The sequence below is a fragment of the Pseudomonas sp. 910_21 genome (genome assembly GCF_052850735.1).
In genome coordinates this window covers 1-16576 of sequence record NZ_VXCY01000010.1, presented here as the reverse complement: position 1 = coordinate 16576, position 16576 = coordinate 1, and the positions used below count along the sequence as shown (strand labels likewise).

The 16576-nt window shown below is 54.9% G+C and carries 13 protein-coding genes and 4 tRNA genes; all 17 read right to left on the bottom strand.

Annotated features, from left to right (window positions below; genetic code table 11):
• Nucleotides 1–3: 3 nt before the first annotated feature.
• Nucleotides 4–474 (bottom strand): 30S ribosomal protein S7, encoded by a 471-nt coding sequence (gene rpsG, locus FW796_RS26855; protein ID WP_007925959.1) that lies wholly within the window; start codon nucleotides 472–474, stop codon nucleotides 4–6.
• A 111-nt stretch (nucleotides 475–585) separates the two neighbouring features.
• The gene (rpsL, locus tag FW796_RS26850) at nucleotides 586–957 is read right to left on the bottom strand and encodes a 30S ribosomal protein S12 (protein ID WP_003186084.1); all 372 of its coding nucleotides are present in this window, start codon (nucleotides 955–957) and stop codon (nucleotides 586–588) included.
• A 201-nt stretch (nucleotides 958–1158) separates the two neighbouring features.
• Nucleotides 1159–5358: a DNA-directed RNA polymerase subunit beta' gene (gene rpoC / locus FW796_RS26845; protein ID WP_346635586.1), complete on the bottom strand. Its 4200-nt coding sequence runs from the start codon at nucleotides 5356–5358 to the stop codon at nucleotides 1159–1161.
• 64 nt (nucleotides 5359–5422) lie between these two features.
• Nucleotides 5423–9496, bottom strand: coding sequence for a DNA-directed RNA polymerase subunit beta (gene rpoB / locus FW796_RS26840; RefSeq protein WP_346635585.1), 4074 nt, complete (start codon nucleotides 9494–9496; stop codon nucleotides 5423–5425).
• Nucleotides 9497–9717: 221 nt separating this feature from the next.
• On the bottom strand, nucleotides 9718–10083 hold the full coding sequence (gene rplL, locus FW796_RS26835; protein WP_060841342.1) for a 50S ribosomal protein L7/L12: 366 nt from the start codon (nucleotides 10081–10083) through the stop codon (nucleotides 9718–9720).
• An 80-nt stretch (nucleotides 10084–10163) separates the two neighbouring features.
• Nucleotides 10164–10664, bottom strand: a complete 501-nt coding sequence (gene rplJ / locus FW796_RS26830) for a 50S ribosomal protein L10 (protein WP_025132369.1) — start codon at nucleotides 10662–10664, stop codon at nucleotides 10164–10166.
• Between the two features lie 198 nt (nucleotides 10665–10862).
• Nucleotides 10863–11558, bottom strand: coding sequence for a 50S ribosomal protein L1 (gene rplA / locus FW796_RS26825; RefSeq protein WP_123723271.1), 696 nt, complete (start codon nucleotides 11556–11558; stop codon nucleotides 10863–10865).
• Entirely contained in the window at nucleotides 11558–11989 is a 432-nt protein-coding gene (gene rplK / locus FW796_RS26820) for a 50S ribosomal protein L11 (RefSeq protein WP_003176435.1), read from the bottom strand. The genes rplA and rplK overlap by 1 nt, the downstream gene beginning before the upstream one ends.
• Before the next feature lie 118 nt (nucleotides 11990–12107).
• The gene (gene nusG, locus FW796_RS26815) at nucleotides 12108–12641 is read right to left on the bottom strand and encodes a transcription termination/antitermination protein NusG (protein ID WP_002555501.1); all 534 of its coding nucleotides are present in this window, start codon (nucleotides 12639–12641) and stop codon (nucleotides 12108–12110) included.
• 9 nt (nucleotides 12642–12650) lie between these two features.
• Nucleotides 12651–13019 carry a preprotein translocase subunit SecE gene (secE, locus tag FW796_RS26810; protein WP_011063783.1) on the bottom strand — a complete coding sequence of 123 codons (369 nt, stop codon included), beginning with the start codon at nucleotides 13017–13019 and terminating at the stop codon, nucleotides 12651–12653.
• Between the two features lie 45 nt (nucleotides 13020–13064).
• Nucleotides 13065–13140: transfer RNA gene (locus FW796_RS26805), tRNA-Trp, on the bottom strand.
• Nucleotides 13141–13194: 54 nt separating this feature from the next.
• Nucleotides 13195–14388, bottom strand: coding sequence for an elongation factor Tu (gene tuf / locus FW796_RS26800; RefSeq protein ID WP_060841339.1), 1194 nt, complete (start codon nucleotides 14386–14388; stop codon nucleotides 13195–13197).
• 84 nt (nucleotides 14389–14472) lie between these two features.
• A tRNA-Thr gene (locus FW796_RS26795) sits at nucleotides 14473–14548 on the bottom strand.
• A 26-nt stretch (nucleotides 14549–14574) separates the two neighbouring features.
• Nucleotides 14575–14648, bottom strand: a tRNA-Gly gene (locus tag FW796_RS26790).
• A gap of 24 nt (nucleotides 14649–14672) precedes the next feature.
• Nucleotides 14673–14757: transfer RNA gene (locus FW796_RS26785), tRNA-Tyr, on the bottom strand.
• A 142-nt stretch (nucleotides 14758–14899) separates the two neighbouring features.
• Nucleotides 14900–15346 carry a hypothetical protein gene (locus FW796_RS26780; protein WP_404937777.1) on the bottom strand — a complete coding sequence of 149 codons (447 nt, stop codon included), beginning with the start codon at nucleotides 15344–15346 and terminating at the stop codon, nucleotides 14900–14902.
• A 158-nt stretch (nucleotides 15347–15504) separates the two neighbouring features.
• Nucleotides 15505–16467, bottom strand: a complete 963-nt coding sequence (birA, locus tag FW796_RS26775) for a bifunctional biotin--[acetyl-CoA-carboxylase] ligase/biotin operon repressor BirA (protein WP_346635583.1) — start codon at nucleotides 16465–16467, stop codon at nucleotides 15505–15507.
• Between the last annotated feature and the right edge of the window lie 109 nt (nucleotides 16468–16576).

Here is a 16576-nt window from a genome sequence, read left to right as displayed (position 1 = left end):
AGATTAGAAGCGGTAGTGCGAGAAAGCCTTGTTGGCTTCAGCCATACGGTGAACGTCTTCACGCTTCTTAACTGCAGCACCTTTGCCTTCGGCAGCGTCCAGCAGTTCGCCAGCCAAACGCAGAGCCATAGACTTCTCGCCGCGCTTGCGAGCGAAGTCTACCAACCAGCGCATTGCCAGAGCGTTACGACGGGACGGACGAACTTCGACCGGAACCTGGTAAGTAGCACCGCCTACACGGCGCGACTTCACTTCGACCAGCGGAGCGATGGCGTCGAGAGCTTTCTCGAAGATTTCCAGGGGATCGCTGTTCTTGCGCTCTTTAACTTTTTCCAGCGCACCATAAACGATACGTTCGGCAACGGCTTTCTTGCCGCTCTCCATTACGTGGTTCATGAACTTGGCGAGGATCTGGCTTCCGTATTTCGGATCGTCCAGAATCTCACGTTTGGCTGCTACGCGACGTCTTGGCATTGATAAGCCCTCAAACGGTCTTCAGGTTAGCTCGGGACAGTTGATCCAATGGACGCGTGCCCGACCTTACTCTTATCGACTCAATATAATTAAAAACTGCAAAACGACCGATTACTTCGGACGCTTGGTACCGTACTTCGAACGACCTTGGTTACGACCTTTAACGCCGGAGGTATCCAGGGAGCCGCGAACGGTGTGGTAACGAACACCTGGCAAGTCTTTTACACGGCCGCCGCGAATCAGTACGACGCTGTGCTCTTGCAGGTTGTGGCCTTCACCGCCGATGTACGAGGAAACCTCGAAACCGTTGGTCAGACGCACACGGCATACTTTACGCAGTGCCGAGTTAGGTTTTTTCGGCGTAGTGGTATACACGCGAGTGCACACGCCACGACGTTGCGGGCAGTTCTGCAGCGCAGGCACGTCGGATTTCTCGACGATACGCTTACGCGGCTGACGTACCAGCTGGTTGATAGTTGCCATCTACTAGCTCCACTGTTGTCTTTCGACATAAACAAAATGGCAGAGCAGAAGCTCCACCAAATTTAGGGGTACAAGAGTCTAAAGAGGATCTTGTCCCCAGTCAAGGCAAGGCCCCGGCCTCTCCGATCAGCGAACCTCGACAAAAAGTGTCTCGATTCTCAGTCGGAAAAACCGGGGCCCCATCTCAATCTACTACAGACCTCAGTTACCGCTGGAGTTCAGCGCTTCTGTCAGTGCTGCTTCGACTTCGCTCGCGCTCACGCGCAGTGGCTTGTCTGCATCACGACGACGCTTGCGCTCGCTGTGGTAAGCCAGGCCGGTACCGGCCGGGATCAGACGACCCACAACCACGTTTTCCTTCAGGCCACGCAAGTAGTCGCGCTTGCCGGTCACTGCTGCCTCGGTCAGTACACGAGTGGTCTCTTGGAAAGAGGCCGCCGAGATGAACGACTCAGTGGACAAGGACGCCTTAGTAATACCCAGCAATACGCGGGTGAACTTGGAGATGAACTTGTCTTCAGCGCTCAGACGCTCGTTTTCTACCAGTACGTGAGTCAGTTCCATCTGGTCGCCCTTGATGAAGCTGGAGTCGCCAGACTCGGCAATCTCAACCTTACGCAGCATCTGACGCAGAATGGTCTCGATGTGCTTATCGTTGATCTTCACGCCCTGCAGACGGTAAACGTCCTGAATCTCGTTAACGATGTACTTAGCCAACGCACTCACACCCAGCAAACGCAGGATGTCGTGCGGATCGCTCGGACCGTCGGAGATAACTTCGCCGCGGTTCACTTGTTCGCCTTCGAAGACGTTCAGGTGACGCCACTTAGGAATCAGCTCCTCATACGGATCACTACCGTCGTTCGGGGTAATGACCAGACGGCGCTTGCCCTTGGTCTCTTTACCGAACGCGATGGTGCCGCTGACTTCAGCCAGAATCGACGCTTCTTTCGGACGACGAGCTTCGAACAAGTCGGCAACACGCGGCAGACCACCGGTGATGTCACGGGTCTTCGAAGTTTCTTGCGGAATACGAGCGATAACATCACCGATCGCAATCTGCGCACCGTCGGCAACACCTACAAGGGCGTTAGCCGGCAGGAAGTACTGTGCCGGTACGTCGGTACCTGGCAGCAGCAGATCCTTGCCATCCATACCAACCATCTTCACCGCAGGACGGATGTCCTTACCGGCAGCTGGACGGTCTTTGACGTCAAGCACTTCAATATTGGTCATACCGGTCAATTCGTCAGTCTGACGCTTGATCGTGATGCCTTCTTCCATGCCCACGTAGGTCACGGTACCTTTCATTTCGGTAACGATTGGGTGAGTGTGCGGATCCCACTTGGCCACGATGGCACCAGCGTCGACCTTATCGCCTTCCTTCACCGAAATCACAGCACCGTACGGCAGCTTGTAGCGCTCGCGCTCGCGACCGAAGTCATCGGCAATTGCCAGTTCGCCAGAACGGGATACGGCTACCAGGTGACCATCAACACGCTCAACGTGCTTCAGGTTATGCAGACGGACAGTACCGCCATTCTTCACCTGTACGCTGTCTGCTGCCGAGGTCCGGCTTGCCGCACCACCGATGTGGAACGTACGCATGGTCAGCTGGGTACCCGGCTCACCGATGGACTGGGCAGCAATTACGCCGACCGCTTCACCGATGTTCACCAGATGACCACGAGCCAGGTCACGGCCGTAGCACTTGGCGCAGATGCCATAACGAGTTTCGCAGCTGATCGGCGAACGCACGATCACTTCGTCGATGCTGTTCAGCTCGATGAACTCGACCCACTTCTCGTCTACCAGAGTGCCAGCAGGAACGATGACGTCCTCGGTACCCGGCTTGAATACGTCACGGGCGATAACACGACCCAATACGCGCTCACCCAGCGGCTCTACAACGTCACCGCCTTCAATGTGCGGAGTCATCAGCAGACCATGCTCGGTGCCGCAATCGATCTCGGTCACAACCAGATCCTGCGCCACGTCTACCAGACGACGAGTCAGGTAACCGGAGTTCGCTGTTTTCAACGCGGTATCCGCCAGACCTTTACGAGCACCGTGAGTCGAGATGAAGTACTGGAGTACGCTCAGACCTTCACGGAAGTTCGCAGTAATCGGCGTTTCGATGATGGAGCCGTCCGGCTTGGCCATCAGACCACGCATACCGGCCAGCTGACGGATCTGTGCAGCGGAACCCCGCGCACCCGAGTCAGCCATCATGTACATCGAGTTGAACGACTCTTGCTCAACTTCGTCGCCATGACGGTCGATTACCTTCTCTTTCGAGAGGTTAGCCATCATCGCCTTGGACACTTCGTCGTTGGCTTTCGACCAAAGGTCGATCACCTTGTTGTACTTCTCGCCCTGGGTTACCAGGCCGGAGGCGTACTGGCTCTCGATTTCCTTAACTTCATCGGTGGCAGCACCGATGATGCGGGCTTTTTCATCCGGGATAACGAAGTCGTTAACACCGATGGAAACGCCGGAAATGGTCGAATAAGCGAAACCGGTGTACATCAACTGGTCAGCGAAGATCACGGTCTCTTTCAGACCAACCACGCGGTAGCACTGGTTGATCAGCTTGGAGATCGCCTTCTTCTTCATCGGTAAGTTGACGACGTCGAACGACAGACCTTTTGGCACGACCTGGAACAGCAGCGCACGACCAACAGTGGTGTCGACGATACGGGTAGCGCTCACGCTGCCGCCATCACGATCGTTAACGGTTTCGTTGATACGAACCTTGATCTTGGCATGCAGAGCCGCTTCGCCGGCGCGGAATACGCGATCGACTTCCTGCAGGTCCGCGAACACACGACCTTCGCCCTTGGCGTTGATCGCTTCACGAGTCATGTAGTACAGACCCAATACAACGTCCTGCGACGGAACGATGATTGGCTCACCGTTGGCTGGCGACAGAATGTTGTTGGTCGACATCATCAACGCACGCGCTTCCAGCTGGGCTTCCAGCGTGAGCGGTACGTGCACGGCCATTTGGTCGCCGTCGAAGTCGGCGTTGTACGCGGCACAGACCAGAGGGTGCAGCTGGATAGCCTTACCTTCGATCAATACTGGCTCAAACGCCTGGATGCCCAGACGGTGAAGGGTCGGTGCACGGTTGAGCAGTACGGGGTGTTCGCGAATCACTTCAGCGAGAACGTCCCAAACTTCCGGCAGCTCGCGCTCAACCATCTTCTTGGCGGCTTTGATGGTGGTAGCCAGGCCACGCATTTCCAACTTGCCGAAAATGAACGGTTTGAACAGCTCGAGAGCCATCTTCTTCGGCAGGCCGCACTGGTGCAGACGCAGGGTCGGACCTACGGTAATTACCGAACGACCGGAGTAGTCAACACGCTTACCGAGCAAGTTCTGACGGAAACGACCTTGCTTACCCTTGATCATGTCGGCCAGGGATTTCAGAGGACGTTTGTTGGAACCGGTGATAGCGCGGCCACGACGGCCGTTGTCGAGCAGTGCGTCGACAGCTTCCTGCAACATACGCTTTTCGTTGCGCACGATGATGTCCGGAGCGGACAGATCCAGCAGGCGCTTCAAACGGTTGTTACGGTTGATCACTCGACGATACAGGTCGTTGAGGTCAGAAGTCGCGAAGCGACCGCCATCCAGCGGGACCAGTGGACGCAGATCTGGCGGCAGAACCGGCAGAACGGTCAGCACCATCCACTCTGGAAGGTTGCCGGAACCCTGGAAGGCCTCCATCAACTTCAGACGCTTGGACAGCTTCTTGATCTTGGTTTCCGAGTTGGTTTGCGGAATCTCTTCGCGCAGACGGCCAATCTCGTGCTCCAGGTCGATAGCGTGCAGCAGTTCGCGGACAGCCTCGGCACCCATACGGGCGTCGAAGTCATCACCAAACTCTTCCAGCGCTTCGAAGTACTGCTCATCGTTCAGCAGTTGACCTTTTTCAAGGGTGGTCATGCCTGGATCGATAACGACATAGCTCTCAAAGTAGAGAACGCGCTCGATATCACGCAGGGTCATGTCCATCAGCAGGCCGATACGGGACGGCAGCGATTTCAGGAACCAGATGTGGGCAACCGGCGAAGCCAGTTCGATGTGCGCCATGCGCTCACGACGAACCTTGGCCAGTGCAACTTCAACGCCGCACTTCTCGCAGATCACGCCGCGATGCTTCAAGCGCTTGTACTTACCGCACAGGCACTCGTAATCCTTTACCGGGCCAAAGATCTTGGCGCAGAACAGGCCGTCACGCTCAGGTTTGAACGTACGGTAGTTGATGGTTTCCGGCTTTTTAACTTCACCGAACGACCACGAACGGATCATCTCAGGCGATGCCAATCCGATACGGATGGCGTCGAACTCTTCGACTTGACCCTGGTTTTTCAGCAAATTCAGTAGGTCTTTCAAGGCCTTTCCTCCTGGCGGAGCAGAGAGCGGGCAATCCTGCCCCGCTCTCGATTCGCGTCACGTGTTATTCGGTTTCCAGATCGATATCGATGCCGAGGGAACGAATTTCTTTGATCAACACGTTGAAGGACTCGGGCATGCCCGGCTCCATACGGTGATCGCCGTCCACGATGTTTTTGTACATCTTGGTACGACCGTTCACATCGTCCGACTTCACTGTGAGCATTTCTTGCAGAGTGTATGCAGCACCGTATGCTTCCAGTGCCCAGACCTCCATCTCCCCGAAACGCTGACCACCGAACTGCGCCTTACCACCCAGCGGCTGCTGGGTAACCAGGCTGTACGAACCGGTAGAACGAGCGTGCATCTTGTCGTCTACCAAGTGGTTCAGTTTCAGCATGTACATGTAGCCAACGGTAACTGGACGCTCGAACTTGTTGCCGGTACGGCCGTCGGTCAGTTGCATCTGGCCGCTTTCTGGCAGGTCAGCCAGTTTCAGCATGGCCTTGATTTCACTTTCCTTGGCGCCGTCGAACACCGGAGTGGCCATAGGCACACCGCCACGCAGGTTGTTCGCCAGATCCAGGATCTCCTGATCGGAGAAGCTGTCCAGGTCTTCGTTGCGACCACCGATCTGGTTATAGATCTCGTCCAGGAAGGTACGCAGCTCTGCAACCTTACGCTGCTCTTCGACCATCCGGTTGATCTTCTCGCCCAGACCTTTGGCCGCGAGGCCCAGGTGAGTTTCGAGAATCTGACCAACGTTCATACGCGAAGGTACGCCCAACGGGTTGAGGACTACGTCAACCGGGGTGCCATTGGCATCGTGCGGCATGTCTTCAACCGGCATGATCACGGAGACCACACCCTTGTTACCGTGACGACCGGCCATCTTGTCGCCCGGTTGGATGCGACGACGGATTGCCAGGTAGACCTTGACGATTTTCAGCACGCCTGGAGCCAGGTCATCGCCCTGCTGCAGTTTGCGCTTCTTGTCTTCGAACTTGTCGTCCAGCAGACGGCGGCGATCAACGATGTAGGCCTGAGCCTTCTCGAGCTGCTCGTTCAGAGCATCTTCAGCCATGCGCAGCTTGAACCACTGACCATGCTCAAGACCGTCGAGAACTTCGTCGGTGATCTCCTGCCCCTTCTTCAGACCGGCGCCGCCTTCGGCTTTGTGGCCGACCAGAGCGGAACGCAGACGTTCGAAAGTCGCGCCTTCAACGATACGGAACTCTTCGTTCAGATCCTTACGAATCTCGTCGAGCTGGCTCTTCTCGATGGACAGAGCACGAGCATCGCGCTCTACGCCATCACGAGTGAAGACCTGCACGTCGATGACAGTACCCTTGGTACCGGTAGGTACGCGCAGGGAAGTGTCTTTAACGTCGCTGGCTTTTTCACCGAAGATTGCACGCAGCAGTTTTTCTTCCGGAGTCAGCTGGGTCTCGCCTTTCGGAGTGACCTTGCCCACCAGAATGTCGCCTGCGCCAACTTCAGCACCCACATAAACAATACCGGCTTCGTCCAGCTTGTTCAGTGCAGCCTCACCCACGTTCGGGATGTCCGCAGTGATTTCCTCTGGACCAAGCTTGGTGTCACGGGCCACACAGGTCAGTTCCTGGATGTGGATCGTAGTGAAGCGGTCTTCCTGAACCACACGCTCGGACAGGCAGATGGAGTCTTCGAAGTTGAAGCCGTTCCATGCCATGAACGCGATACGCATGTTCTGACCCAGAGCTAGTTCACCCATGTCGGTGGACGGGCCGTCGGCCATAATATCGCTGCGCTGAACCCGATCACCCTTGCTCACCAGCGGACGCTGGTTGATGCAAGTGTTCTGGTTGGAGCGGGTGTATTTGGTCAGGTTGTAGATGTCGACACCGGCTTCGCCAGTTTCAACTTCGTCATCGGCAACACGAACCACAATACGGCTGGCATCAACAGAGTCGATCACGCCGCCACGACGAGCCACGACGCAAACGCCGGAGTCACGGGCAACGTTGCGCTCCATGCCGGTACCTACCAGCGGCTTATCAGCACGCAGGGTCGGTACAGCCTGACGCTGCATGTTGGAACCCATCAACGCACGGTTGGCGTCGTCGTGCTCGAGGAACGGAATCAACGACGCAGCAACCGAAACTACCTGCTTCGGCGAAACGTCCATCAAGGTGACATCTTCTGGCGCCTTGACGGTGAATTCGTTCAAGTGACGAACAGCTACCAGCTCATCGATCAGATGACCTTTGTCGTTCATGGTCGCCGAAGCCTGGGCGATCACGTGATCGGCCTCTTCGATAGCGGACAGGAACACGATCTCATCGGTTACCAGCGCATCTTTCACCACACGGTACGGGCTTTCGAGGAAGCCGTACTGGTTGGTGCGGGCATAGGCAGCCAAGGAGTTGATCAGACCAATGTTCGGACCTTCCGGCGTTTCAATCGGACATACACGACCGTAGTGAGTCGGGTGCACGTCACGAACTTCAAAGCCTGCACGCTCACGAGTCAGACCACCCGGGCCGAGTGCAGACACACGACGCTTGTGGGTAATCTCGGACAGCGGGTTGTTCTGGTCCATGAACTGCGACAGCTGGCTGGAACCGAAGAACTCTTTCACTGCCGCAGCTACTGGCTTGGCATTGATCAGGTCTTGCGGCATCAGGCCTTCGCTTTCAGCCATCGACAGACGCTCTTTGACCGCGCGTTCTACACGCACCAGGCCAACGCGGAACTGGTTCTCGGCCATTTCGCCTACGCAGCGAACACGACGGTTACCCAGGTGGTCGATGTCGTCGACGATGCCTTTACCGTTACGGATGTCGACCAGAGTCTTCAGTACAGCAACGATGTCTTCCTTGCACAGCACGCCCGAACCTTCGATCTCGGTACGACCGATACGACGGTTGAACTTCATCCGGCCAACGGCGGACAAGTCATAGCGCTCTGGACTGAAGAACAGGTTATTGAACAGAGTCTCGGCAGCATCTTTGGTCGGCGGCTCGCCTGGACGCATCATGCGATAGATCTCGACCAGCGCTTCCAATTGGTTGCTGGTGGAGTCGATCTTCAGAGTGTCGGAAACGAACGGACCGCAATCGATGTCGTTGGTGTACAGAGTTTCGATGCGAACAACCTGCGACTTGGCGATTTTTGCCAGGATCTCGGTGTTCAGCTCGGTGTTGCACTCTGCCAGGATCTCGCCGGTAGCCGGGTGCACAATGGCCTTGGCAGTGGTACGGCCCAGGACGTAGTCCAGAGGCACATCCAGTTCCTTGATGCCGGCTTTTTCCAGCTGGTTGATATGGCGAGCGGTAATACGACGACCTTGCTCGACAATAACCTTGCCCTTGTCGTCCTGGATATCCAGAACAGCGATTTCACCACGCAGACGCTGAGGCACCAACTCCAGGCTCAGGCTCTCGCCTTTCACATGGAATACGTTGGTGGTGTAGAACGCGTCCAGCACTTCTTCAGTGGTGTAACCCAGCGCGCGCAGCAGAACCGACGCTGGCAGCTTGCGACGACGGTCGATACGGACGAACACGCAGTCTTTCGGATCGAACTCGAAGTCCAGCCACGAGCCGCGGTAAGGAATGATCCGCGCCGAGTACAGCAGCTTACCGGAGCTGTGCGTCTTGCCACGGTCGTGGTCGAAGAATACGCCAGGGGAACGGTGCAGCTGGGAAACGATTACACGCTCGGTACCGTTGATTACGAAGGTACCGTTCTCAGTCATCAGGGGAATTTCCCCCATATAGACTTCTTGCTCTTTGATGTCCTTGATCGCTTTGTTCGACGATTCTTTGTCGAAAATGATCAGACGAACTTTTACCCGCAAAGGTACGGCGTAAGTCACACCACGCAACACGCATTCTTTAACATCAAACGCCGGTTCGCCCAGGCGATAACCGACATACTCCAACGCAGCATTGCCGGAGTAGCTGATGATCGGGAAAACGGATTTGAAGGCCGCATGCAGGCCCACGTCGCGGAACTGATCTTTAGTCGCTCCCGCTTGCAAGAATTCACGATACGAATCCAGCTGGATGGCCAGGAGGTAAGGCACATCCATGACGTCCGGCAACTTGCTAAAGTCCTTGCGGATACGTTTTTTCTCAGTATATGAGTAAGCCATCAGCGTTCCCCAGCTTGGTCACCTGCTTATTCGGCTCCTCCCGACGGGAGCAGCCAGAAAATCGTGCAAACCCTTTGGTTTGCGCCACCGCACAGGGTGGGTTACAGCACGTTAAAGGCACCGACCCAGTCGGCCGCCAATAACGGAAAAAGGCCGGTGGCAAAAGCCACCAGCCATCAGCCGCTCGCTTAACGCTTGGGCTGGAGACACAAAGTCGATGCTTACTTGAGCTCGACTTTAGCGCCTGCTTCTTCCAGAGCTGCTTTGGCTTTTTCAGCTGCTTCTTTAGCAACAGCTTCCAGAACCATGGCAGGAGCGCCGTCAACTACAGCCTTGGCTTCTTTCAGGCCCAGACCGGTCAGTTCACGTACAGCCTTGATCACGTTAACTTTCTTCTCGCCAGCTTCGGTCAGCATGACGTTGAATTCAGTTTGCTCTTCAACAACAGCGGCAGCAGCAGCTGGGCCAGCAGCGGCAACAGCAGCGGTAACGCCGAAGGTTTCTTCCATTGCTTTGATCAGCTCAACAACTTCCAGAACGGTTTTCTGGCCGATTGCTTCGATGATTTGCTCGTTAGTCAGAGACATGACTATAAATTCCTGTATTGGGGTGACAGCCTACGCAGCCATCAAATTAAACATATGATTTTGAAAGGGCTTGCAGTGCCTTAGGCAGCAGCAGCTTCTTTCTGGTCGCGAATAGCCGCCAGAGTACGAGCCAGCTTGCTGGTAGCGCCTTGGATCACGCTCATCAGCTTCGCAATAGCTTCGTCGCGAGTTGGCAGCGAAGCCAACACGTCGATCTCGTTTGCTGCGAGGTACTTGCCCTCGAACGCAGCTGCCTTGATCTCGAACTTGTCCTGACCCTTTGCGAACTCTTTGAAAATACGGGCAGCAGCGCCCGGATGTTCCTTGGAGAATGCAATCAGGGTAGGGCCGACGAACGCGTCGTTGAGCACGTCATATTGAGTGCCTTCAACAGCGCGCTTGAGCAGGGTGTTACGTACGACACGTACATAAACACCAGCTTCGCGGGCCTCTTTACGGAGTCCGGTCATAGCGCCTACTGTCACACCACGGGCATCAGCCACGACAGCGGACAGAGCGGCTTTGGCAGCCTCGTTGACTTCAGCGACGATGGCCTTCTTGTCTTCGAGTTTAATTGCCACGGGTTTAACTCCTGCTTGTTACCGTTTCATCCAACCGGAGCTGGATGTCGTTTTGGTGTCTGATTCGGTAAGGAACCGGGAGCACCATCTGCGTAGGCTTGTGGTTTAAGACTTGCGCCGCCTACGGTCTTGGATAGCCCCCGCCAGGCAGGGACCCCAATTTTTCAACTGACGCAATCGCTTGCGCTAGTTTATGTCTTATACGTCCAGCGAACCCTGGTCGATAACCAGACCTGGGCCCATAGTGGTGCTCAGGGTAACGCGCTTGACGTAGATACCTTTCGAAGAAGCTGGCTTGATACGCTTCAGGTCGGCGATCAGGGCTTCAACGTTTTCCTTCAGCTTGACGGCGTCGAAGCCGACCTTGCCAACGGAGGTGTGGATAATGCCGTTTTTGTCGGTACGGTAGCGAACCTGACCAGCCTTGGCGTTCTTAACTGCCGAAGCTACGTCTGGAGTTACGGTACCAACTTTCGGGTTAGGCATCAGGCCACGAGGACCCAGAACCTGACCCAACTGACCTACAACGCGCATTGCATCCGGGGAAGCAATAACTACGTCATAGTTCAGGTCGCCAGCTTTCATTTCGGCAGCCAGATCATCCATACCTACGCGGTCTGCACCGGCAGCCAGGGCTGCTTCAGCAGCTGGACCTTGGGTGAAAACAGCAACACGTACAGTCTTGCCAGTGCCGTGTGGCAGCACGGTAGCGCTACGAACAACCTGGTCAGATTTACGTGGGTCTACGCCCAGGTTCACAGCTACGTCTACAGACTCGCTGAACTTAACGGTCGACAGCTCGGTCAGGAGAGCGGCGGCTTCTACGAAGTTGTAGGCCTTGCCTGCTTCAATCTTGCCGGCGATAGCCTTTTGGCGCTTGGTCAGCTTAGCCATTACACACCCTCCACGTTAAGGCCCATGCTACGAGCAGAACCGGCGATAGTACGCACGGCTGCATCCATATCAGCTGCAGTCAGATCGGCGTTTTTGGTTTTCGCGATCTCTTCCAGCTGAGCACGGGTAACAGTGCCAACCTTAACGGTGTTTGGACGAGCAGAACCGCTGGTCAAACCAGCAGCTTTCTTCAGCAGAACCGAAGCAGGGGTGCTCTTAGTTTCGAAAGTGAAGCTGCGGTCACTGTAAACAGTGATGATCACAGGAGTCGGCAGACCTGGTTCAAGACCCTGAGTACGGGCGTTGAAAGCCTTGCAGAATTCCATGATGTTCACGCCGTGCTGACCCAGAGCTGGACCAACGGGCGGGCTTGGGTTGGCCTGAGCGGCCTTAACTTGCAGCTTGATGTAAGCAGTAATCTTCTTAGCCATGAGGCACTCCAATTACGGGTTCAGACGCCTAGAAAGGCTCCCCGGTTACTTGCGCGTTTATCCCAGTGACGAAAAAACCCCACAGCCTAAGGCTGCGGGGTATGGGATTCTCGTTCAGTTATGCCTTCTCGACCTGACTGAACTCTAGCTCTACCGGAGTAGAGCGACCGAAAATGAGCACCGCCACTTGGATCCGGCTCTTTTCGTAGTTAACTTCTTCGACCGTACCATTAAAGTCAGCGAATGGACCGTCAGTAACACGGACCACCTCACCCGGCTCGAATAGGGTCTTCGGTTTGGGTTTGTCGCTACCATCGGCGACACGACGCAGAATAGCTTCTGCCTCTTTATCAGTGATAGGCGCAGGCTTATCAGCGGTACCACCAATGAAACCCATGACACGAGGAGTATCCTTGACCAAGTGCCAAGTCCCCTCATTCATGTCCATCTGAACCAGCACATAGCCTGGAAAAAACTTACGCTCGCTCTTGCGCTTCTGGCCATTACGCATCTCAACCACTTCTTCAGTGGGGACCAGAATTTCGCCGAAGCCATCTTCCATGCCAGCCAGCTTTACACGCTCGATCAACGAACGCATTACATGCTTCTCGTAACCCGAGTAAGCATGCACAACGTACCAACGCTTAGCCACGGGACACCCTTAGCCAACAATCAAGGAAACAAGCCAGCCGAGCAGGGAATCTAGCCCCCACAACAGCAACGCCATAACCAGAACCACAGCCACTACAATCAGAGTGGTCTGCGTGGTCTCTTGGCGAGTTGGCCACACGACTTTACGAATCTCAGTGCGCGCTTCCTTAACCAGTACAAAGAACGACTTGCCCTTCGCAGTTTGCAGACCAACAAAGGCAGCAACAGCGGCAATGACAAGCAGCGCAAGGACGCGGTACAGGATCGGCGAAGCAGAATAGTACTGATTGCCAACAACACCAACAATCACCAAAGCAACCACAACGAGCCACTTTAGCAGATCGAAGCGAGAGCCTTGAGCTTCAGCCTTAGGAGTCATCTATGAAGATCCTGTGAAAAGAAAGCCAGACACATTGAGTGAATCTGGCAGGTCAGGAGGGAATCGAACCCCCAACCTACGGTTTTGGAGACCGTCGCTCTGCCAATTGAGCTACTGACCTAAAAACAAAATCAGGCCGACCATTATGTCGGCCCGATGGAGATATTTCAAGAACTTATTCGATGACTTTGGCTACGACACCAGCGCCGACGGTACGACCGCCTTCACGGATAGCGAAACGCAGACCATCTTCCATCGCGATGGTTTTGATCAGAGTGACAGTCATCTGGATGTTGTCACCTGGCATTACCATTTCAACGCCTTCTGGCAGCTCGCAGTTACCAGTCACGTCAGTAGTACGGAAGTAGAACTGTGGACGATAGCCTTTGAAGAACGGAGTATGACGGCCGCCTTCTTCTTTGCTCAGAACGTAAACTTCAGCAGTGAACTTGGTGTGCGGCTTAACAGTGCCTGGCTTAACCAGAACCTGACCACGCTCAACGTCGTCACGCTTGGTACCACGCAGCAGAACGCCGCAGTTCTCGCCAGCACGACCTTCGTCGAGCAGTTTGCGGAACATTTCAACGCCGGTGCAGGTGGTCTTCTGAGTGTCGCGCAGACCAACGATCTCAACTTCTTCCTGGATGCGAACGATACCACGCTCAACACGGCCAGTTACCACGGTGCCACGACCGGAGATCGAGAATACGTCTTCGATTGGCATCAGGAACGGCTTGTCGATTGCACGCTCTGGCTCTGGGATGTAGGTGTCCAGAGTTTCTACCAGACGCTTAACAGCGGTGGTACCCATTTCGTTGTCATCTTGGCCGTTCAGAGCCATCAGAGCCGAACCGATGATGATCGGAGTGTCGTCACCTGGGAAATCGTAAGTGCTCAGCAGATCGCGCACTTCCATTTCAACCAGCTCCAGCAGCTCAGCATCGTCAACCATGTCAGCCTTGTTCAGGAAGACAACGATGTACGGAACGCCTACCTGACGGGACAGCAGGATGTGCTCACGAGTTTGTGGCATCGGACCATCGGCAGCCGAGCAAACCAGGATCGCGCCGTCCATCTGGGCAGCACCAGTGATCATGTTCTTGACGTAGTCGGCGTGACCCGGACAGTCAACGTGCGCGTAGTGACGAATGTGCGAATCGTACTCTACGTGTGCAGTGTTGATGGTGATACCACGAGCTTTTTCTTCTGGGGCGCTGTCGATCTTGTCGAAGTCAACACGAGCCGAACCGAAAACTTCGGAGCAAACGCGAGTCAGAGCAGCAGTCAGAGTGGTTTTACCGTGGTCAACGTGACCGATAGTACCCACGTTAACGTGCGGCTTATTACGTTCGAACTTTTCCTTAGCCATCGAAATCACCCCTAGGAGAAGAATTGAGCAAGTCACACAAGCCATTAAAACAAAGGCAGATATTTTCATATCTGCCTTGTTATATGGAGCTCTTGAGCGGATTTGAACCGCTGACCTCACCCTTACCAAGGGTGTGCTCTACCAACTGAGCTACAAGAGCGTAACACTTTGCAAAACCTGCAAACTTGGAGCGGGTAGCGGGAATCGAACCCGCATCATCAGCTTGGAAGGCTGAGGTTCTACCACTAAACTATACCCGCGGAGCCTGCAGCTCTCGCTAAATCTGGTGGAGGGGGAAGGATTCGAACCTTCGAAGTCGTAGACGTCAGATTTACAGTCTGATCCCTTTGGCCGCTCGGGAACCCCTCCTAAGCGAGGCAGCATTTTATACCATGCCACCCTTCTGTCAAGCATTTTCTCAATAAAATCTTGAGGTTAGCTGCGTTGACCTAGCCCTGCTGCTCTAACCTCAAGAGGTCTTCACTGCGGAGCGGGCGCCATTCTATGCAACCTATTCGACAGTTGCAACCCCCTCACAAGGCATTATTTTATGTTTTAACTCATTGAATTCCTTAGCAAGGTTCTGCAGCTGCAGATCATCCAACAAATGCTTGCTCTCAGGAGTCACACGCAACCAGAAACCAGAAGAACCAGCAACACTCAAGGACAGTAGCCTGACATCTACCCCCAGGCCCACCAGGCGCTGCTCAAGCATCTGAGCCATATCTCGACGAGCAAAGCCCCCCAGATAGAGACAGCTTGCATCAACCTCCCCCATCTTGCCCTTATCCCGCCGCTCGACCGAATCTGCAGACTCACTCAACAAGCGGATATCTTGCTGAGATCCTCGATAGAGCGATAGAGGCATAACCTCTTTCGCACGAAGAGGTGCTTCCTGCTGATGCCAGATGTAATAGAAACCATTGAGGACCAATAACAACAGAAACAGCCAGCGCATAAAAACCTCGAGACGGAGGACAAGCCTTAGTCAACTCGAAAAAACAGATCACGAACAAACTGATCTTGCGGAACCAACACAACACCCAGAACTTCCACCCCCACCTCCTCGCCCAAGGTCGCGCGGGCGCATTTCATGGAGCTATTTCGCGGTCAAACTCAAGGCTCATCACGCAACCTTAGACTGAGCTCCCCACCACTATACGTTTTCTCCTCACCTTCAACGCTCAACCGCAAAGCCCCTTGGCGATCAATACCCAGCACGACACCATCAACCTTATTTACGCCCGCTATCAGAGACACTGCACGCCCCTGCCAGAGATGGCCTTGCTCCCACTCGCCCTGGATCGCGGAGAAACCATTCAGTCGATGACGCTCAAGATAGGCCACAAGGATCTCACTCAATCGAGCGACCAGCTGATTGCGATCAATAACCTTGCCGGACTCCAACCTTACCGAAGTCCACTCCTGATCGACCTCCTCAGCGCTCCGCATATTCACATTGATCCCAATCCCCAGGACCACATGACACACATCCGCAGGATCGCCCACCAACTCCAAAAGTATTCCCGCGACCTTCTTCTGACCAACCAAAACATCATTTGGCCACTTCAAACCTGCACCAGGAATTCCATACTCACGAAGGGTGTGCATAACCGCCAGCCCTACGACCAGACTGAGCCCCTCCAATTGCCGGAGACCTCCGTCTATGCGCAAGACCAGGCTGTAATAGATATTCTCGGCAAAAGGGCTTACCCACTTGCGACCACGCCGCCCCCGACCGGCGGTCTGACGCTCAGCCAGCACAAGAAAAGGAGCCACCACCCCCCCCTCAATGGATCGCAGCGCCTCCGCATTCGTGGAGTCAATAGAGTCAAAAATTCGGACATCCCATGCATCACTGGAAGAAGAGCGCCGACTTATCTCAGCACTGTCCAGCAAAGTGATTGGCGTGGCCAACTGGTACCCACGACCTCGTACTTTATGGATGACCAGCCCCAATTCCGCTTCAAGAAGCTGTAACTGCTTCCATATAGCACTACGGCTAACACCCAGCGCCTCCCCGAGCGCCTGCCCCGAGTGAAAGTGCCCATCCTTCAGAAGCTCTAACAACGTCGACATGCAGTTTCCGCCTTACAATGAACCAAGCATGATAGCCACGCCCAAAGCCATTGCATAGGAAGCACCACCCGACGAGCAAGTCGATCGGGACAGCTAAAAAATATAAACC